Annotated in this window: 16 protein-coding genes and 1 pseudogene; 8 read left to right on the top strand and 9 right to left on the bottom strand. The window is 65.4% G+C overall.

Annotated features, from left to right (window positions below; all coding sequences use genetic code 11):
• Window positions 1-9: 9 nt before the first annotated feature.
• Window positions 10-234, bottom strand: a complete 225-nt coding sequence (locus PYV55_RS01110; protein WP_275848472.1) for a hypothetical protein — start codon at window positions 232-234, stop codon at window positions 10-12.
• 176 nt (window positions 235-410) lie between these two features.
• On the opposite strand from PYV55_RS01110, the gene PYV55_RS01105 reads away from it, so the two are divergent.
• Together PYV55_RS01105 and PYV55_RS01100 are read left to right on the top strand one after the other, a co-directional pair.
• Window positions 411-1,172: a cupin domain-containing protein gene (locus tag PYV55_RS01105; protein WP_275848471.1), complete on the top strand. Its 762-nt coding sequence runs from the start codon at window positions 411-413 to the stop codon at window positions 1,170-1,172.
• Window positions 1,169-2,305: a flavin monoamine oxidase family protein gene (locus tag PYV55_RS01100; RefSeq protein WP_275848470.1), complete on the top strand. Its 1,137-nt coding sequence runs from the start codon at window positions 1,169-1,171 to the stop codon at window positions 2,303-2,305. The genes PYV55_RS01105 and PYV55_RS01100 overlap by 4 nt, the downstream gene beginning before the upstream one ends.
• Window positions 2,306-2,559: 254 nt before the next feature.
• Here the strand turns inward: PYV55_RS01100 and arsH are convergent, their stop codons facing one another.
• The 8 genes from arsH to dnaA all read right to left on the bottom strand — a co-directional run bounded on the left by arsH (window position 2,560) and on the right by dnaA (window position 12,649).
• Window positions 2,560-3,297: an arsenical resistance protein ArsH gene (gene arsH / locus PYV55_RS01095; RefSeq protein ID WP_275848469.1), complete on the bottom strand. Its 738-nt coding sequence runs from the start codon at window positions 3,295-3,297 to the stop codon at window positions 2,560-2,562.
• Window positions 3,290-3,712 carry an arsenate reductase (glutaredoxin) gene (gene arsC / locus PYV55_RS01090; RefSeq protein WP_275848468.1) on the bottom strand — a complete coding sequence of 141 codons (423 nt, stop codon included), beginning with the start codon at window positions 3,710-3,712 and terminating at the stop codon, window positions 3,290-3,292. Before arsC ends, arsH begins: the two co-directional genes overlap by 8 nt.
• Before the next feature lie 19 nt (window positions 3,713-3,731).
• The gene (gene arsB / locus PYV55_RS01085) at window positions 3,732-4,760 is read right to left on the bottom strand and encodes an ACR3 family arsenite efflux transporter (RefSeq protein ID WP_275848467.1); all 1,029 of its coding nucleotides are present in this window, start codon (window positions 4,758-4,760) and stop codon (window positions 3,732-3,734) included.
• Window positions 4,761-4,839: 79 nt separating this feature from the next.
• Window positions 4,840-5,181 (bottom strand): ArsR/SmtB family transcription factor, encoded by a 342-nt coding sequence (locus PYV55_RS01080; RefSeq protein ID WP_275848465.1) that lies wholly within the window; start codon window positions 5,179-5,181, stop codon window positions 4,840-4,842.
• A 282-nt stretch (window positions 5,182-5,463) separates the two neighbouring features.
• A complete protein-coding gene (locus PYV55_RS01075; RefSeq protein WP_275848463.1) occupies window positions 5,464-6,870 on the bottom strand; it encodes an SLC13 family permease in 1,407 nt (468 codons plus the stop codon).
• A gap of 206 nt (window positions 6,871-7,076) precedes the next feature.
• The gene (gene gyrB / locus PYV55_RS01070) at window positions 7,077-9,689 is read right to left on the bottom strand and encodes a DNA topoisomerase (ATP-hydrolyzing) subunit B (RefSeq protein WP_275848461.1); all 2,613 of its coding nucleotides are present in this window, start codon (window positions 9,687-9,689) and stop codon (window positions 7,077-7,079) included.
• 139 nt (window positions 9,690-9,828) lie between these two features.
• Window positions 9,829-10,947, bottom strand: a complete 1,119-nt coding sequence (gene dnaN / locus PYV55_RS01065) for a DNA polymerase III subunit beta (RefSeq protein ID WP_275848458.1) — start codon at window positions 10,945-10,947, stop codon at window positions 9,829-9,831.
• Window positions 10,948-11,116: 169 nt separating this feature from the next.
• The gene (dnaA, locus tag PYV55_RS01060; protein WP_275848456.1) at window positions 11,117-12,649 is read right to left on the bottom strand and encodes a chromosomal replication initiator protein DnaA; all 1,533 of its coding nucleotides are present in this window, start codon (window positions 12,647-12,649) and stop codon (window positions 11,117-11,119) included.
• A gap of 604 nt (window positions 12,650-13,253) precedes the next feature.
• On the opposite strand from dnaA, the pseudogene PYV55_RS01055 reads away from it, so the two are divergent.
• The 6 genes and pseudogenes from PYV55_RS01055 to PYV55_RS01030 all read left to right on the top strand — a co-directional run.
• Window positions 13,254-13,517 (top strand): annotated as a pseudogene (locus tag PYV55_RS01055) (YchJ family protein); the annotation flags it as partial.
• Window positions 13,518-13,684: 167 nt separating this feature from the next.
• Window positions 13,685-14,845 (top strand): acyl-CoA dehydrogenase family protein, encoded by a 1,161-nt coding sequence (locus PYV55_RS01050; protein ID WP_275848454.1) that lies wholly within the window; start codon window positions 13,685-13,687, stop codon window positions 14,843-14,845.
• 179 nt (window positions 14,846-15,024) lie between these two features.
• Window positions 15,025-16,047 carry an acyl-CoA dehydrogenase family protein gene (locus tag PYV55_RS01045; protein WP_275848452.1) on the top strand — a complete coding sequence of 341 codons (1,023 nt, stop codon included), beginning with the start codon at window positions 15,025-15,027 and terminating at the stop codon, window positions 16,045-16,047.
• A 231-nt stretch (window positions 16,048-16,278) separates the two neighbouring features.
• Entirely contained in the window at window positions 16,279-17,076 is a 798-nt protein-coding gene (locus PYV55_RS01040) for a crotonase/enoyl-CoA hydratase family protein (protein ID WP_275848450.1), read from the top strand.
• A gap of 200 nt (window positions 17,077-17,276) precedes the next feature.
• Window positions 17,277-17,681 carry a hypothetical protein gene (locus PYV55_RS01035; protein ID WP_275848448.1) on the top strand — a complete coding sequence of 135 codons (405 nt, stop codon included), beginning with the start codon at window positions 17,277-17,279 and terminating at the stop codon, window positions 17,679-17,681.
• Entirely contained in the window at window positions 17,681-19,279 is a 1,599-nt protein-coding gene (locus PYV55_RS01030) for a phosphatase domain-containing putative toxin (RefSeq protein ID WP_275848446.1), read from the top strand. The genes PYV55_RS01035 and PYV55_RS01030 overlap by 1 nt, the downstream gene beginning before the upstream one ends.
• The last annotated feature ends 186 nt before the right edge of the window (window positions 19,280-19,465 follow it).

The raw sequence follows: 19,465 nt of genomic DNA, 5'->3' as shown, positions 1-19,465 counted from the left end.
CCGTTGCGGTCAGTTTTCCAAAAACACAAACTTGCCGGCGGCTGCGGCAAATGCCAAGCATGCGCCCAGCACACACAGACAGCCCACGGCAACTGCGCGCCAACCGTACACCCAGTGGTTGGGCTCGTCGTGGTGATCCCAGTCGATAGAGATTTTTTGGCTGAAGATCGCCCTGAGCCCCACCAGCAGGGCCGCCAGACCTGCGAGCAGGGCGCTGACTTGGCTTGCGCTCATGTGCACGTCCTTTGTTGTGGGTTGCGGGGACCACCCCGGTGCAAAACCCGCCCCATGTTCGCACAGGGCCCGTGACGGCAATTTTTCAGCTTTCAGCCCGCGTTCGGGCGGTGGGCGTGGTCGGGTGCGCAGCGCCGCCGCATGGACAATCCGGGTTCACCCCGTTTGAGCAGAATATGTACGTCAACGCCGATTTTTCCCTTCCGGCCATCGTCACGCCCGCCACCTACCAGTGGCATCCTTCCCCCCAGGCCGGGGTCGAGCGCGTGATGCTCGACCGTGTGGGCGCAGAAGTGGCGCGGGCCACGAGCATCGTGCGATACGCGCCGCAGTCGAGCTTTCCTCGCCACCAGCACCCTGGCGGCGAGGAGATTCTGGTTCTGTCCGGCACGTTCTCGGACGAGACGCAGGACTACCCCGCAGGGTGGTACCTGCGCAATCCACCAGGTTCAGCGCATCGGCCTTCGAGCGCCGAAGGCGCGGTCATTTTCGTGAAGCTCTGCCAGATGCAGCCGTCCGAGACGACAGCGCTGCGCGTCGATACCAACGATCCAGCCCGCTGGTCGCAGGTACAGGGCGGCGCGATCTGCAGCTTATACAGCGACGAGTTCGAATCCGTCTGGCTCCAGCGGCTCCAGCACCGTCAACCGATGCCTGCCGCGAGGACGGCGAGCATGGAGCTGCTGGTGCTGCAGGGGGCGCTGCTCAACGCAGGCCAGCGCTACGACAGTGGCTCCTGGCTTCGGTTTCCGGCGGGGCTCTGCCCGTCGCTGCAAGCCGGTGACGAGGGCGCCACGGTGTACGTGAAGACCGTCCCAGCAGCCTGTCGGACTTTGGGCGTCGATAGCGAGAATGGGCCCCAGCGAGGCCCGTTTTTGCCGGATTCGCCGCCGATTCCAAAGTCCGACAGGCTGCCAGTGCAGGGGGCAGCGACATGACGGTTTGCAGCACGCGCGTCGCCATCGTCGGCGGCGGCCTGGCGGGCGTGTACGCGGCGTACCTCCTTGAGCAGCGCGGCATCACGGACTACGTGCTGCTCGAGGCAAGGCCTGCGCTGGGTGGGCGGATTCAATCGCTGAGCCCCAAAGGTCGAGACTTCGCCCTGGCCGCCCCGAGGATGGACCGCTTCGACCTGGGGCCGACGTGGTATTGGCCGGCGTTCCAGCCTGAGCTTGACCAGCTCGTGCGCGCGCTGGGGCTCGAGCGGTTCGAGCAGCACGAGAGCGGCGACATGGTGCTTGAGCGCTCGCCCAACGAGAAGCCGATACGGACTTTCGGGTACGGCTCCTCACCGCCCTCCATGCGGCTGCGCGGCGGGATGGCTACGCTCGTAGAGGCTCTGCATGGCAGCCTGAATGCTGGACGAACCGCCGTTGGCCAGAAAGTGCAGGCGGTGCGGCTGGCAGGTCGGCACGTCGATGTCGTGAGCCGTGATGCTGCAGGGGCGCTGTCCACGCTTCGCGCCGAGCAGGTGCTGCTGGCAGTGCCGCCCCGGCTCGCGCACGAGAGCATCGCCTTCTCGCCCCCGCTGCCCGCGCCCATAGCCCGCACATGGCAGCACACCGCGACGTGGATGGCGCCGCATGCGAAGTACGTGGCGGTCTATGACACGCCGTTCTGGCGCGAGGCGGGGCTTTCCGGCGAGGCCCGCAGTGCTCGCGGCCCTCTGGGGGAGATTCACGATGCCTCGATGCCTGGCGGCAGTGCGGCGCTGTTCGGCTTCTTCGCGGTGCCGGCGGTTGTCAGACGAGGCGTTGCGCAGGAGGCCCTCATCGGCCACTGCCGCGCGCAGTTCGCACGGCTGTTTGGGCCCCAAGCGGCTGCGCCCAGGGCGGAGTTCATCAAGGACTGGGCGCTCGACGAGCTGACCGCTACGGCGAGCGACCAAGAGGCTGTCGATGGCCACGCATCGCCACCGCCCGCCACCATTGCCGACGGCGACTGGCGCGCACGCCTTGTGGGCGTGGGCAGCGAGTGGTCTCCCCAATTCCCCGGCTATGTCGCCGGCGCCATCGAGGCCGCGCGGCTCGGTGTGCAGGCGATCCTGGCGGAGCAACCGGCGGCCCTCTGAACGACGCCATGAGGACGCGGGCTGATCGTTTCCCGTCATTGCGAGGGCCGAAGGCCTGTGGCAATCCATGGGGCCTGCGCAACAGCGCCTGCGCACGCCGCCATGGACAGGACTGGATTGCCGCGCCCCTGCGAGGCTCGCAATGACGGGTTGCTTTGCCGCGGCCCAAATGACCGGCAGACGGCCGCCGGCGCCCGCGTAGGCGCGCAGCGCCGCCTAATGGACAATCTGGGTTCAACCTACTCCCAAGTGCGTCATGTGGCCTTGGTCAAATTGACCCGTTTGGACAGCTCCTCGGCCGTTTCCTTGCGCTCACTGTAGCGGTCCACCAGGTACGGGGAGACATCGCGCGTCAGCCATGTGAATTTCACAAGCTCTTCCATCACGTCGACCACGCGGTCGTAGTAACTCGACGGCTTCATCCTGTCATCGGCACCAAATTCCTGAAAGGCTTTGGCGACCGAGGATTGGTTGGGGATGGTCAGCATCCGCATCCACCGCCCCAGCACCCGCATCTGGTTCACCGCGTTAAAAGATTGGCTGCCGCCACACACCTGCATCACCGCCAAGGTCTTGCCCTGCGTGGGGCGTACAGCGCCTGCTGAGAGCGGAATCCAGTCAATCTGCGCCTTCATGATGCCCGTCATCGCGCCGTGACGCTCTGGCGAACACCACACCATGCCTTCGGACCATTGCGCCAGGTTTCGCAGCTCTTGCACCTTGGGGTGGCTGTCAGGGGCATCGTCCGGCAGAGGCAAGCCGCTGGGGTTGAAGATTTTGGTCTCTGCACCCATGGCCTGGAGCAGGCGGGCTGCCTCTTCGACCAACAATCGGCTGAACGACCGCTCCCGCAGCGAACCGTACAGCAGGAGGATGCGTGGCGGATGGTTGGAGCGTACCGGGTTGGCAAACCGCTCTGGGTCTGGCACTCGAAAATGCTCAGGCGCAGCTGCGGGCAAATCCGGCAGGGGTTTTGTTGATGTCTTAGTCACGTTGACCGCCCTGCCCCACAACGACTTCCCCATCCTCCTTCGTGAATGGCCCCTGTTGGGGATTGGGCAGGATGTCCAGCACCCGCTCCGAAGGCCGGCACAGGCGCACGCCCATGGGCGTTTTGACGATGGGCCGTTGTATCAGGACAGGGTGCTGTGCAATGGCGTCGAGCAACTGCGCCTCGGTCAGTGCCGGGTTGCCCAGGCCCAACGCATCGTAAGGCGTGCCCTTTTGGCGCAGCACATCGCGCAGACTAAGACCCATGGCCGCCACCAAAGCCAACAGTTCTTCGCGGCTGGGCGGCGTCTTGAGGTACTCGATGACCTGTGGTTCCACCCCGCTGTTGCGAATCATGGCCAGGGTGTTGCGCGAGGTGCCGCAATTGGGGTTGTGATAAATCGTGATGTCGGTCATAGCTGCTTCAGGCGATGGATTAAATTTTGAGGTTGTGAGGGTCTGTGGGCCTCCAGGCATTGACGATGGCTACCAGCGACAACATCACTGGAACCTCCACCAATACCCCTACGACGGTGGCGAGCGCAGCGCCGGAGTTCAGACCGAACAGTGAAATGGCCACCGCCACGGCCAGTTCAAAGAAGTTGGACGTGCCAATCAGACACGCCGGTCCGGCCACGTCATGCGGCAGCTTCAGCAGCTTGGCACCCCACCAGGCAATGAAGAAGATGCCGTAGGACTGCAGGATGAGTGGCACCGCAATCAGTGCAATCACACCCGGCTGCTCCACGATGGTCTGTGCCTGGAAACCAAACAGCAGCACCACGGTGGCAATCAGCCCCACCATCGACCAGGGCTTGAGCGCGGTCACGTAGTTGGTGAGCGCATGTGCCGAACGCTTGAGCAACAGATGGCGCGTCAACATGCCGGCGCCCAAGGGGAGCACCACGTAGAGCACGGTGGACAGCACCAGGGTTTCCCACGGCACGGTCACATCGGTCACGCCCAACAGAAACGCGGCAATCGGCGCAAAGGCAACCACCATGATGAGGTCGTTCACCGACACCTGAACCAGCGTGTAGTTGGCATCGCCCTTGACCAGTTGGCTCCACACAAACACCATGGCGGTGCACGGTGCCACGCCCAGCAAAATCATGCCGGCGATGTATTCGCTAGCCGACTGCGGGTCTACCCACGGCGCGAAGAGGTGCTGGAAAAACAGTACGCCCAAGGCCGCCATGGTGAAGGGCTTGATGAGCCAGTTGACCACCAGCGTGAGCAGCAGGCCTTGCGGGCGCTTGCCCACGTCCTTGACCGCGTGCCAGTCAATCTGAATCATCATCGGGTAAATCATCACCCAGATAAACACGGCCACCACCAAATTGACCTGGGCGTACTCCAGAGCCGCAACCGCCTCAAACAAGCCAGGCAACCATAGGCCGAGTCCGACGCCAGCCCCGATTCCCAGCGCCACCCACACGGTCAAAAAACGCTCAAACAAACCCATGATTCAACTTTCGAGAAACGCGATGTGAAACAGACAAGGCCGCCGCCGTAAAACACGCAACGGCCTTGCAAGGAAACTTTCAGCAAAGCCTTTTCAGCACATTAGTGCAGGCCGTGGTGGGCGCATTTAGGCAAGGCTGCCCCTGACAACATTCGGCCGTCAGAAATGCCAGCAGGGCATCCATGGCTGCGAACTCCGCCCGGTAAATGATGCGTCGCCCCTCCCGCTCGGACGTCACCAGACCGGCATGGCTGAGCTCCTTCAGGTGAAAGGACAGCGCGGCTGGCGCGACCTCGAGTCTTTCGGCCATGTGACTCGGCGTCAGGCCGTCCTTGCCAGCCACCACCAGCAGGCGAAACAGCTTGAGCCGGGTCTCCTGCGCCAGCGCGCCCAGCGCCTTGACCACATCAGGTTCGTTCATCAAAGTGCTCCCAGGAGACGTGGTTGGTGCGGTCTGGCATCACAGTGGGCGGCAACGCATCAAGCCCGACAGAGAATGTCACTCCCACGGCTGCGGCAGTAGCTACCAATTTCCATCTCGACACTTTAGCATTTATTGAAATATTGAATATCGATAACCTTTGCCCAGGCCCGCGCCCAGGGCATCTCCCCTTGAGCGCCCTTCCATACCGAGAACGCTATTCCATTGGTGTCGGCCCCACCACGGTTGGCCACTCTGGGAAAGCCACATCCAGCCGCAGATTCAGCCCAACTTGAGTATTCCCCACGCCGTGAGGACGAGGATGCACACCACGTCCAGGGCCATGCCGGCGCGCAGCATCCTGCGCTGGGTCACCATCCCGGTACCGAACACCATGGCATTCGGCGGTGTGGCCACTGGCAAAGCAAAACCGAACGAGGCTGCCAGGCCCACCACCACCACAAGGAGCTCCGCAGACAGTCCCATCTGCCTGGCCATCGCGCCGAAGATGGGCACCATCAAGGCCGCCGCAGCGGTGTTGCTGGCGAACTCCGACAAGAGCACCATGAAAGTGGCTACCGCCAACACCACCAGGATTGGGTGGGTGCCCTGCAGGGCATTGGACGTGGCGTGCCCCATCGCCAGAGAAGCGCCAGACAGGTCCAGCACCTTGCCCAACGCGAGCCCCCCACCAAACAGCAGGAGCACACTCCAATCGGTGTGCTGGACCACGTCTTTCCAAGCCGCCAGACGCAAGGCCACCAAGGCCACGGCCGCAGCCATGGCGACGAAGGTGTCTGGACTCTGGATACCCGCGGCCTTGAGCGGGCTGGTGCCAAAGGTCCACCCCAAGACCGTCAGGCCAAACACCACAAGCGTCAGCACCATGTTCGGCGTCCAAGGTACTGGCACGACATCGGGCACAAACCGCCGGTTCAGCGTCGGCCGCAACACCCACCACAGGGTCACGAACATCAGCGGCAGCAGGACGGCCACCATCGGCAAGCCAATGCGCAGCCATTCGGCATAGTCGATGCCCGCCGCCCGCGCAGCGATGGCGTTGGGGGGCGAGCCCACCAAGGTGCCGATGCCCCCGATGCTGGCGGCATAGGCAACACCCAGGAGCACAAAGGCATGCGTTCGGCGGTCGGACGCATCATCCAGCGCACCGAGAATGCCCAAGCTCAGCGGCAGCATCATCGCGGCAGTGGCCGTGTTGCTGATGCCCATGGACAAGACCGCCGTCGCCAGAAACAGCAGCACCACCGCCCAGCCAAAGTGGCCACGTGACAGCAAGAGCAACAGGGCGGCCATCTTGCGGTCGAGCTTCTGCACCTGCAATGCCGTGGCCAGAGCGAAGCCGCCCAGAAAGAGAAACACAATCGGGTCGGCAAAGGGCGCCAGCGCCGAGGTGGTGGTCAGACCGGGGATACCCAGAACCAGCGCGCCCAGCGGAACGAGCAGCGCAGTCACCGCCAGGTCCAGCGCTTCGGTGAGCCAGAGCACGCCGATGAAAGCCAGCAGTGCCAGACCTTTGCGGGCGGCTTCGTCGAACGGGGGCAGGGTGTAGACCAGGCTAGCCAATACGACCGCACCAGCGATGCCCACACTGCGGCGAATGACACCGGGTGACCAGCTCTCACTCCCTTCATCCAATTCAGCCGTTTCTCGGGGTGTCTGCAAAGTCATACCTCAGTCATTCAAGGGTGCATTTCGTCATGCGCTCGGGCGCTGCACGAAGCTGGCAAATTCGCCTTCGCCAAATGCCCCCCGACGGGGGCAGACCAGGGCTTCTGGACATGGCGCGCACATGTGCCTGTCCCTCTCGGCTTTGGAGGTTCGCTTTCTCACCTGTAGAGAGACGCATCTGCGTCTCTCTACAAAGCAAAGGGGGCTCACACGTCGATATTCGCCGCCCGCAGCGCGTTCGTTTCGATGAAGTCGCGCCGCGGCTCGACCTCGTCGCCCATGAGCATGGTGAACACGCGGTCGGCTTCGATGGCATCGTCGATCTGCACGCGCAGCAGGCGGCGCACGGCCGGGTCCATGGTGGTTTCCCACAGTTGCTCGGGGTTCATCTCGCCCAGGCCCTTGTAGCGTTGGCGGCTGGTGGTGCGCTCGGCTTCGGCCAGCAGCCACTTCATGGCCTGGCGGAAGTCGCTGACTTTTTCTTCCTTCTGGCGCTCGCCCTCGCCGCGCAGGACCTTGGCGCCCTCGCCGAGCAGGTCGCGGAAGGTGTGCGCGGCTTCGGCCAGCGCAGCGTAGTCGGCGCCGTGCACGAAGTCCTGCGTGATCACGCTGCTCTTGACGTTGCCGTGGTGGCGGCGGCTGATGCGCAGCAGCGGTTTGTCGGTGCGCGGGTCGAACTCGGCCGTGACCTCTGCAGGCACGCCCGTGGGGTTGAGCGCGCGCAGCGCGGCCTGCAGCGTGGCGGCACTGTGCGCAGCGGCGTCCAGGTCGTCGAGGTTCAGCGCGACGCCGTCGGCCACGGCGCGCAGCGCTTCGGCGTCCATGAAGGCGCCCAGGCGCGCGATCACGCCCTCGGCGGCCTGGTGCTTGCGCGCGAGCGCGGCGAGCTCGTCACCCGCGAGCGTGCGCGCGCCGGCGCTGCCCGTGAACACGCTGGCCTGGTGCAGCGCGATGCGCAGCAAGAAGCCATCGAGCGCGGCGCCGTCCTTGAGGTAGAGCTCTTCCTTGCCGGCCTTGACTTTGTACAGCGGCGGCTGCGCGATGTAGATGTGGCCACGCTCGACCAGCTCGGGCATCTGGCGGTAGAAAAAGGTGAGCAGCAGCGTGCGGATGTGCGCGCCATCGACGTCGGCATCGGTCATGATGATGATGCGGTGGTAGCGCAGCTTGGCGACGTCGAAGTCGTCACTGCCGCCGCTGCCGCCGGCCTTGCCTATGCCCGTGCCCAGCGCGGTGATGAGGGTGAGGATTTCGTTGCTCGTGAGAAGCTTTTCGTAGCGCGCCTTTTCCACGTTCAGGATCTTGCCGCGCAGCGGCAAAATGGCCTGGAACTTGCGGTCGCGCCCCTGCTTGGCCGAGCCGCCGGCCGAGTCGCCCTCGACGATGTAGATCTCGCACAGCGCCGGGTCTTTTTCCTGGCAGTCGGCGAGCTTGCCGGGCAGGCCCATGCCGTCGAGCACGCCTTTGCGCCGCGTCATCTCGCGCGCCTTGCGCGCGGCCTCGCGCGCGCGTGCGGCTTCGACGATCTTGCCGCAGATCAGCTTGGCATCGGCCGGGTGCTCTTGCAGGTAGTCGCTGAGCAGCTTGCCGACGATGTCTTCGACGGGCGCGCGCACTTCGCTGGACACGAGTTTGTCTTTGGTCTGGCTGCTGAATTTGGGTTCGGGCACCTTGACCGAGAGCACGCAGCACAGGCCCTCGCGCATGTCGTCGCCCGTGACCTCGACCTTGGCTTTTTTGGCGAGTTCGGTTTCTTCGATGTATTTGTTGATGACGCGCGTCATCGCGGCGCGCAGGCCGGTCAGGTGCGTGCCGCCGTCGCGCTGCGGGATGTTGTTGGTAAAGCACAGCACCTGCTCGCTGTAGCTGTTGTTCCACTGCATCGCAACCTCGACGCCGATGTGCGTGCCGGGGATGCCGCCGTAGGCCTCGGCCGGGCGCTCGCCCGTGGCGTAGAACGGTGTGGGGTGCAAAGGGGTTTTGCCCTTGTTGATGAATTCGACGAAGCCGCGCACGCCGCCCACGCCGGAAAAGTCGTCCTCTTTGCCGGTGCGTTCGTCGCACAGGCGGATGCGCACGCCGTTGTTCAGAAAACTCAGCTCGCGCAGGCGCCGCGCAAGAATCTCATAGTGGAAGTCGAAGTTTTCCTTGAAGATTTCGGGGTCGGGCAGAAAGTGCACCTCGGTGCCGCGCTTGTCGGTGGGGCCCAGCTCGCGCATCTTGCGCACGGCCACGCCGTCGATGAGCTCTTCGACGGCATCGACGGGCACGCCGCGGCGGAACTCAATGAAGTGCTTTTTGCCGTCGCGGCGCACCGTGAGGCGCAGCCATTGGCTCAGCGCGTTGACGCAGCTCACGCCCACGCCGTGCAGCCCGCCCGAGACCTTGTAGCTGTTCTGGTTGAACTTGCCGCCCGCATGCAGCTCGGTCAGCGCGATCTCGGCGGCGCTGCGCTTGGGCTCGTGCTTGTCGTCCCACTTGACGCCGGTGGGGATGCCGCGCCCGTTGTCGATCACCGACACCGAGTTGTCGGTGTGGATGGTGACGACGATGTCGTCGCAGAAGCCGGCCAGGGCTTCGTCGATGGAGTTATCGACCACTTCAAACACCAGGTGGTGCAGGCCTGTGCCGTCCGAGGTGTCGCCGATGTACATGCCGGGGCGCTTGCGCACGGCTTCGAGACCCTCGAGGATGGTGATGGCGCCTTCGCCGTAGCTGTCGCCGGCATTGGCTCCGGCATCGGCGGGGGTGTCGCCCTGCGGCGCAGGCACGCCGGCACCCTGCGCGGCGGGATCGGGTTGCGTGGATTCAGCGGTCATGGGGGCCTTGGGTCCGAAGGAAGGCGCTGCTTCCAGGGGTTTCATCATCAAATATGCCTTTTGCGCAGGCTCATCAAGCGCAAAAAGCTATGCAATTGGTAGCAATCGTGAGCCGAAAAATCGTGGGTTTGGGCGGGCTTCAAATGCGCATGGGCATGAGCACGTACTTGAAGTCGTCGTGCCCGGGCCGCGTGATGAGCACCGAACTGTTGCCATCGAGCAGCGCGAGCTGCAGCAGCTCGTCGTCGAGCGTGGAGAGCGCGTCGATAAGGTAGGTGACGTTGAAGCCTATCTCTATGCATTCGCCGCCGTAGTCGATGTCGAGCTCATCGACGGCCTCTTCCTGCTCGTTGTTGTTGCTGTCCACGCGCAAGGTGCCGGGCTCGATGTTCAGGCGCACGCCCTTGAACTTGTCGGTGGTCATGATGGCCACGCGCTGCAGGCTGGCCAGCAGGGGCGCGCGGCCGAGCACGACGATGTTGGGGTGGTTGCGCGGCACCACACGCTGGTAGTCGGGGAATTTGCCCTCGACGAGCTTGGTCACGAACTCCATGCCGCCGAAGGTGAAGCGCGCCTGGTTGCCGGCGAACTGCAGCTCGATTTGCGGCTGCTGCTCGCCACCCGCGTCGGAGAGCAGGCGCTGCAGCTCGAGCACGGTCTTGCGCGGCAGGATCACCTCCTGCTTGGGCACCTCGACTTCGAGCATGGCGCTGGCCATGGCCATGCGGTGGCCGTCGGTGGCCACGAGGCTGAGCTGCCGCCCCTCGGCCACGAACAAGATGCCGTTGAGGTAGTAGCGAATGTCCTGCACCGCCATGGCGAACGAGACCTGGCGCAGCAAGTCCTTGAGCACTTTTTGCGGCACGCTGAACGCGGGGCCGAACGCGGCCTCCTGCACGAGCGGGAAGTCCTCGGCTGGCAGGGTGGCGAGCGTGAAGCGGCTCTTGCCGCCCTTGAGGATCAGCTTGCCGTCGCCCGAGGACTCCAGGCTCACCGTCTGGTCGGCCGGCATGGTGCGCAAAATGTCGATGAGTTTGCGCGCCCCCACCGTGGTGGTGAAGTCGCCCGCGTCGCCGCCGAGCTCGGCCGTGGTGCGAATCTGCACCTCGAGGTCGCTGGTCGTGAGCTGCAGCGCGCCGCCCGTCTTGCGGATCAGCACATTGGCCAGGATGGGCACGGTGTGGCGGCGCTCGACGATGCCGCTGACGGCTTGCAATACCGCGAGCACTTTGTCTTGTGTGGCCTTCAGGACGATCATGTCTACCTCTGCATCAATGGTGGAAACGCTGCGCGCAAGGGTGCCGGCGGGCGCTGGTGGCCGCGCCACGGCGGCCCCAGGCCTGCGCTGTCGCAGCCTGCACGGCAAAGCCCCGCATTTTGCCCGCTTTGCCGGCGGTGGCCGCAGCCCAATGGTCAATCTTTGCCCATCAGCCCTTGAGGGTTTGCTCCAGCACGTGCAGCTGCTGGTTGAGCTCGGTAAGCTGCTGGCGCTCGCCAGCGATCTTGCGCACGGCGTGCAGCACGGTGGTGTGGTCGCGCCCGCCGAAGAGTTCACCGATTTCGGGCAGGCTCTTTTGCGTGAGCTCCTTGGCCAGGTACATGGCGATCTGGCGCGGCCGCGCGATGCTCGCGGGCCGCTTTTTGGAATACATGTCGGCCACCTTGATCTTGTAGTAGTCGGCCACGGTCTTCTGGATGTTTTCGACGGAAATCTGCCGGTTCTGGATCGACAGCAGGTCGCGCAGCGCCTCGCGCGCGAGCTGGATGGAGACCTCTTTCTGGTTGAAACGCGAATACGCCAGGATTTTGCGCAGCGCGCCTTCGAGCTCGCGCACGTTGGAGCGCACGTTCTTGGCCACGAAAAACGCCACCTCCTCGGGCATCTCGGCCCCTTCGGCGCGCGCCTTGTTGATCAGGATGGCCACGCGCATTTCGAGCTCGGGCGGCTCTATGGCCACCGTGAGCCCGGCATCGAAGCGCGACACCAGGCGCTCGTGGATGTTGGCCAGCCCCTTGGGGTAGGTGTCGCTGGTCATCACGATGTGGCTTTTTTTGGCCAGCAGCGCCTCGAAGGCGTTGAAGAATTCTTCCTGCGTGCGGTCCTTGTTGGCAAAGAACTGCACATCGTCGATCAGCAGCAAATCGAGCCCGTGGTAGCGCGCCTTGAAGTCGTCGAAAGTGCGCCGCTGGTACGACTTGACCACATCCGAGACAAACTGCTCGGCATGGATGTAGAGAACTTTGGCCTCGGGGCGCTCCTGCAGCAGCTGGTTGCCCACCGCGTGCACGAGGTGCGTCTTGCCGAGGCCGACGCCACCGTAGATGAACAAGGGGTTGTAGAGGTGCCCCGGCCGGGTCGCCACGTGCAGGGCCGCCGAGCGCGCCATGCGATTGGCCGAGCCCTCCACCAGGGTGTCGAAGGTCAGTGCCGGGTTGAGCCGCGTGCGCTGGGCGCCGCCGGGACTTTCGAGGTTTTCGCCAGCGTCCGCCGGCGCCGCTTCGGCCGGGCCGGACCGGGCCCCCTGCGGCGCGGGCGCCACGGCAGCTGCACTGCGCATGACCGGGCGCGCTGCCGCCTCACGCGGCGCGAGCGCGAGCTCCAGCGCCATGGCCTGGCCCGACAAGGCCTCGAGCAGCGCGGTGATGCGGCCCGCATACTGGGCACGCACCCAGTCGAGCTTGAAGCGGTTGCCCACGAACAGCGTGAGCCGGGAAAAATCCTCGGCCACCTGCGCCGTCAAGGGCTTGATCCAGGTGTTGAACTGCTGCTCGGGCAGGTCTTGCGCAAGCTGCTCCAGGCACGCCTGCCACAAACCCTGGCCCGCAGCCGCCGCGTCCGTCAGGGGCTCGGCGTGGGGCGTTTCAGAGGGTTTGGCATGGCGCCGGTCCTGGCGATCTGCAGGGGGCTCGGTCAGATCGAAACGGTCTTGGACGGCGCTGGAAAGAGGTTCCTCGGACATTGCAGGCTGGGCTCGAAACTGTGGATAGGAGGAACGGCGTGGGGCTGCGGATTGTAGCTTGCCCCAAAGTTATCCACAATTTTTTGCCGACCTCCTGTGCGTGCTGGCTCCTGGCTTGGGTCGGGCGCACGAGGCGAAAATCGGCCGCTGCGGCGCAGCCTTCGTCCCCAAGCCGCTCTCTGATACCCATGCCCACAACACACGATGCCTCCCCTTGCCCTTGCGGCCGCCGCGATAACAGGCAGCGCCCCCTGGCCTATTCCGCCTGTTGCGGGCGCTACCTCGAGCACGAGGACTGCCCCGCGCCGGACCCCGAAAGCCTGATGCGCTCGCGTTAGAACCTGTTCATGATCTTTTCATGGGGTACGTTGCCCCGCAAAGGCAGTGGCTGCAAGGCGCCCACCGCAAGTCGCACTGATGTGCGGCGAGGATGGGCAACGCCGCAGACGCTGCCTTTGCGGGGCAACCCGAAGGGCATGGCAGCAAACGGCCACGCTCGTCGTTGCCCGCCTTGCCCAGGCCGCCAGCATGGGCGGCGCCGGGCGCCTAGATCGTGGCCGTTTGCTGCCATGCGTACCCCACGAAAAGGTCATGAACAGGTTCTTACACCGCCTTCGTGCGCCTGCGGGCCGACTACCTGCTGGCCACCTGGCACACCAGCACCCGCCCCGCGCAGCTCCAGCTCGACCCCGCCACCCGCTGGCTGGGCCTCACGGTGCGCAGCCAGCGTCTCACGGCCGCAGACCGGGCCGAAGTCGAATTTGTGGCTCGCTGCCGCGAGTCCGGGCACGGCGTGCGCCTGCATGAGCGCAGCCGTTTCACGTGCGAAAACGGTCGCTGGTTTTACGTGGACGGCGATCTTTTGTAACCGGGCCCAGGCCCATGGTGGGCCGCGCAGGGTATCGCCCCATGCTGCCCAAACAGGCACAATCTCCCCAAGGTATCTAACAAACCTTTGGTAGATTCGACGCTGTTGCCTTTTGGAGCCGCCATGCTTTCGCTCTTGCTTTTTTCTTTCCACCCCGAGGTGCCGGCATGAACCAGCTTTCCTCTTTGGACCTCACCGCCATTCCGCCCGAAGACGAGGCGCTGCGCACGCAGGTGCGCGCTTTTCTGGCCGAAGCGCTCAAGGACGTCCCTGCGCACATCCGCGCCAAGTCCTGGACGGGCTGCGACCCGGCGTTCAGCCGTGCGCTTGCGCACCAGGGCTGGCTGGGCATCACGTTTGCGCCCGCTTACGGCGGCGCCGGGCGCAGCGCGTTTGCGCGCTACGTGCTGGTGGAAGAGTTTCTCAACGCCGGCGCGCCCGTGGGTTCGCACTGGATCGCCGACCGCCAAAGCGGCCCGCTGCTGCTCAAGTACGGCAGCGAAGCGCAAAAGCAGTTTTACCTGCCCAAAATCTGCCGCGGCGAGGCCTTTTTTTGCATTGGCATGAGCGAGCCGGGCTCGGGCTCGGACCTGGCCAGCGTGCGCACGCGCGCCGAGCGCAACGCGCAGGGCTGGCTGCTCAACGGGCAAAAAATCTGGACCACGAACGCGCACAACTGCCACTACATGATCGCGCTCGTGCGCACCAGCGGCACGCCGCAGGACCGGCACCAGGGGCTGTCGCAGCTCATCGTCGACTTGTCGCTGCCGGGCGTCACGGTGCGCCCGATCACCGACCTGGCCGGTGACCAGCATTTTTGCGAGGTGTTTTTCGACAATGTGCAACTCGCGCCCGACGCGCTCGTGGGCGAGGAGGGCAAGGGCTGGGAGCAGGTCACGGCCGAGCTCGCGTTCGAGCGCAGCGGGCCCGAGCGCCTGTATTCGAGCATCGTGCTCTTCGACACCTGGCTCGCCTACATCCGCACGCCCGCGGGCCACACGCCCGCGGCGCAGCGCCTGGCAGGCAAGATCATGAGCCAGCTCGCGCCGCTGCGCGCGCTCTCGATCGCCGTGACGGAAAAGCTCACGCGCGGCGAGAGCCCCATCGTCGAGGCCGCGCTGGTCAAAGACCTGGGCACGGGCGTGGAACAGCTCATCCCCGCCGCCATCGCCGACGACCTGTTTGCGCGCAGCGACAGCGACGCGGTGCCGCTCGAGCTGCTGCAGACGCTCAACTACGTGACGCTGGTGGCGCCCTGCTACTCGCTGCGCGGCGGCACGCGCGACATCCTGCGCGGCATGATCGCGCGCGGCCTGGGGCTGCGCTGAAGCGCCCTGGCGCGCACCCCTGCAGCCCGCAGTTTTTTGGAAATTTTCATATCGAATCGATAGCTGCTTGCGCTGAACCTATAAGCGCTATATGCCTATTTCGCCTCAAGGTTTTTGCAATGTTTTCAATAGCATTTTGACACCTTTCCCGAGGCGCCATGCACGAGAGGAGCGAGACCATGGATGATCTTTTTTCCGACGCCGTACAGCAGTTGCTGAGTGCGCAATGCACCCCGCAGGTGGTGCGCGCGATCGAAGCCGGGGGCGCGCACGCGGCGCTGTGGCAGCAGCTCGAAGACGCCGGCTTTGCCGACGCGCTCGTGCCCGAGGCCGCCGGCGGCGCGGGCCTGTGCCTGGCCGACGTGCAAGGCGTGCTCATGCAGTGCGGCGCGCACGCGCTGCCGCTGCCACTCGGCGAAACCCTGCTCGCGCGCGGCCTGCTCGCGGCGGCCGGTGTGGCGCGGCCCGCGGGCGCCATCACGCTCGCCGAAGCCAGCGCCGTCGGCAGCGCTGCGGGCGGTGCGCTGCGCTGCGCCAACGTGCGCCTGGGCGCGGTCGCCGACTGGGTGCTGGTGGCGCGCCTGGACAATCTGGGCAAGGGCGCATGCCGGCTGCTGCCCACGGCCGGCGCCGAGCGCCTGCCCGCGGGCTTTTGCCTGGACGCCACGCTGCAGTGGCCCGCCAGCGCGTGGGACGCCGCCACGCCCGTGCCCGGCACGCACGACCTGCGCACGCTGCAGGCCGCGCTCTACGCCGCGCAGATCGCCGGCGCACTCATGGCCGTGTTCACGCGCACGCTGCAGTACGCGAACGAGCGCCAGCAGTTCGGCAAGCCGATCGGCAAGTTCCAGGCCATACAGCACCAGCTTGCCGTGATCTCCGAGCACAGCTTCGCCGCGCGCATGGCCGCGCAACTGGGTTTGCGTGCGCCGGGCGTGCAGCCCGAGCGCCTGCGCGCCGCCGTGGCCAAGGCGCGCACCAGCGAGGCCGCGCTCGAAGTCGCAGCGCTCGCCCACTCGATCCACGGCGCCATCGGCTTCACGGCCGAATTCGACCTGCAGCTTTACACGCGCCGTCTGCACAACTGGCGCCAGGCGGCGGGCTCGGAGTCGTACTGGCACGACGTCGTCGGCCAGGCGCTGCTCGAACGGCGCGACGCGCTGAGCCTGGACCTGCTGCGCGCCGTGACCGACGTGGCTTGAACCCAGATGGTTCATTGGGCGGTGCTTCGCACCTACGCGGGCGCTGGCGGACGTCTATCGGTCATTTTGGCCGCGGCTTCGTCGTCCATGGCAACGGCCATGCACTCCTCAGCCGCGACCAAACTGCCGCGCCAGCCGCCTCGCCATCATCCAGCGTCCCAATGAACCATCTGGGTTGAGGCCTTTTTGCCATCCAGCCCTTTATTCACCTTCCCTTCCAGCTATCACACCATGAGCAATCCATTCCTCAAGATCACCCGCGACGGCGCCATCGTCACGCTGACCATGAACCAGCCCGAGACGCGCAACGCGCTCACGGGCAACACCGCAGTGGCCGAATTCGTGCAGGCCTGCGCCGACATCGCACTCGACCGCAGCGTGCGCGCGGTCATCGTCACGGGCGCCGACCCGGCGTTCTGCTCGGGCGGCAACGTCAAGGACATGCTGCGCTTTCAAAGCCCCGACCTGCAGCCCGAAGCCGTCCGCGAGGAATACCGCAACGGCATCCAGCGCCTGCCCAAGGCGCTCTACAACCTCGACGTGCCCGTGATCGCCGCCGTCAACGGCCCCGCGATCGGCGCCGGGCTGGACCTGAGCTGCATGTGCGACATCCGCATCGCCTCGGAAAAGGCCACTTTTGCCGAGAGCTTCGTCAAGGTCGGCATCGTCCCCGGCGACGGCGGCGCCTGGCTGCTGCCGCGCGCCGTGGGCATGTCCAAGGCGGCCGAAATGGCCTTCACGGGCGAGGCGCTCGACGCGCAGCAGGCGCTGGCCTGCGGCCTGGTGTCGCGCGTGGTGCCGCACGAGCGCCTGCTGGACGAGGCGCTCACGCTCGCGCGCAAGATCGCCGCCAACCCCGGCGGCGTGCTGCGCATGACCAAGCGCCTGCTGCGCGAGGGCGAACGCAGCTCGCTCGAATCGCTGCTTGAACTCTCGGCCGGCTACCAGGCGCTCGCGCACACCACCGCCGACAACCACGAGGCCGTGCGCGCCTTCATCGAAAAACGCGCGCCGCGCTTTGCGGGCTGAGGTCGCGCCCGGTTTGCGCATAATTCAGTACATCGCCATTGTCGAGCCCTGCAATCGGGATTTATGATGGCGCTTCAGAGGGCGTTCAGCCAAGGGCCTGCGCAAAGGGTCGAGAACGACAAGCAGCGCAAAAGCCATGGCAGCCTCCTGAAGCCTGAAGCCATCCGCTACTTTCATCTACCGCAACCAAGGAAACACTCATGTCACTCGACGCCAAACTCGCAGCCCTGATCTCGACCATTCCAGAATGCGTCGCCGGTGGCTATGTGGATATAGGCTCTGGCATGTTGCTGGCCGTCAAAACCGTGGATTCGCACCCGCAGGAGGTCATCGAACTGGTCGCAGCCGCCACGGCAGACCTGTTTGCCGGGCAAAACATCACCATGATCGAAAAGTTGTTCAAGAAGGCGCGCGGCGTGCCCGATGATGGGCACCACTATTTTCAGGAGATCGTGGTGAACAGCGACAACCTGCTCCACGTCTTTCTGCGCGGCAAGCGCTACCAGGATTACGTGGCCGTGTTCGTCTGCCGCCGCACGGCCAACCTTGGCATGGCACTGACCAAGGCGCGCATGGCGATGCCCGAACTCGAATCGGCCGTCTGATGCAAGCGCCCACGCCGGCCGATGTGCTGGCGCTGCGCGGCTGGGGCGCCTCCTTCGGCACACGCGTCGTGCTCGCCAGCGTCGATCTGGACTTGCCCGCCCAGGGCATAGACGTGCTCATGGGGCCGGTAAAGGGCGGCAAGTCCACCCTGCTGCGCTCGCTCGCGGGACTCACGCAAAGCAATGCTCTTTTTCGCACTTGGGGCCAAGCGCTCGTGCTCGGCGAGCCGATCGCACAACATCGTCCCGCACTCGTGCAGCAGCATGCCGCCGTACTCAAGGCAACACTGCGCGATGCGCTGATCTTTCACGCCCGCCAGCAGGAGGAGCGCGCCCCCGCGGCGTGGAACGCATTCGCGCAACAATTGCTCGAATTACACGGTCTTAGCAATCTGGCGCCCCGCCTCGATGAGGCGATGCTGTCCCTGCCGCTGGAGCAGCAACGCGCCGCCAACATCCTCTCGCACGCAGCCACAGCGCCGCCCTTGCTCTGCATCGATGAGCCGACCTACGGACTGCCAGAAGGCGCGGCGCGCTGGTTGATGGATTGGCTTCGCGTGCTCGGACAAAGGACGCGGCTGTTCGTCGTGCTGCACCACCAGGGTCAGACGCGGCAACTTGCGAACCGCATCGTGTTGCTCGGCGGCGGGCGGGTGCTGGCGCACCAGGACTGTGCGCGGTTCTTCAGCCCCTACAACGACAACCCTTGGGTGCAGCAATTCGTGCGCAGTGGCAGCCTTGCCATCGCCTCGCCCGATGCGCGCCCTGAAGACCTCGACCCCAGCGTCGAGGCACCCCCGCCCCTGCCGGCCGCAGCATTGGAGGCAATCGCGCCGTTTTTACGCCAGGCAGAGGAAGCTGCAGTCGCGCCGCCCACTCTCATCCCCGGCCTCGTGCCCGAGCCCGTACCAGCGCCATCGTCTGCCGGCACACCCGTCACACGGCAAGCCGAACCCACGGCGAAGCCCCAAGCGGTTTCCCGGCCTGCCTCGGCAGACGCCGCCGCTGACGACCCCTCTGCACCTGGCATGGCGGTTGCCGCGCGCCGCTACGCCCCGCTGCCGCCTACGTCTCCCCACGGGGTCGCCATTGCTGCCAGCGTCGGAGCGGATGTCGTCCCCGCCTCGCGCGGCCCTGCGGGCTTTCACTGGATCGTGGCGGGACGCCTTGCGGGCTGTGCCGAGCCGGGCATCAGCAGCCCCATGGACTACGACCTCGACTTGCTGCGCCGCGTGGGCATCACGCACCTCGTCACGCTCACCGAGCGCGACCTCGATCAGCAGGCGCTCGCAAGCCATGGTCTGACGAACATCCATCTGCCGATCTTCGACCGCGAGACCCCCTCTATCCCCCAGACCTACATGCTGCTGCGGCGCATGCAACTGCTCTTGGATGCAGGGAATGTCGTCGCCGTACACTGCAAAGCCGGGCTGGGCCGCACCGGCACCGTGCTTGCCGCCTGGCTGATCCGCGAGGGCGGCCTCAGCGCCGCAAGCGCTCTCGAACGCCTGCGCCAGATCAACCGCTCCTACGTGCAGACCTCTATGCAGGAGCAGTTTCTGCACGACTTCGAGACCGACTTGCTAATGCGCACCTGAGAGGCGGGGAGCCCTTCAACCCAGATTGTCCATGAGGCGCGCAGCGCCGCCTGATGGACAATCTGGGTTCAATCACGGCCGCGCTGCATCCCTGAACGCGCGCAAACGCCCGCAAACGCCCCCTTTCCTCGATAAAATCGCGCCCCCTGCGGCCAGCGCGCCGCCCTGCCCCGCCTGCCTCTGCTG

It is taken from the genome of Extensimonas soli (assembly GCF_029211265.1).
Taxonomy (GTDB): domain Bacteria; phylum Pseudomonadota; class Gammaproteobacteria; order Burkholderiales; family Burkholderiaceae_C; genus Extensimonas; species Extensimonas soli.
This window is presented reverse-complemented; position numbering and strand designations above follow the sequence as displayed.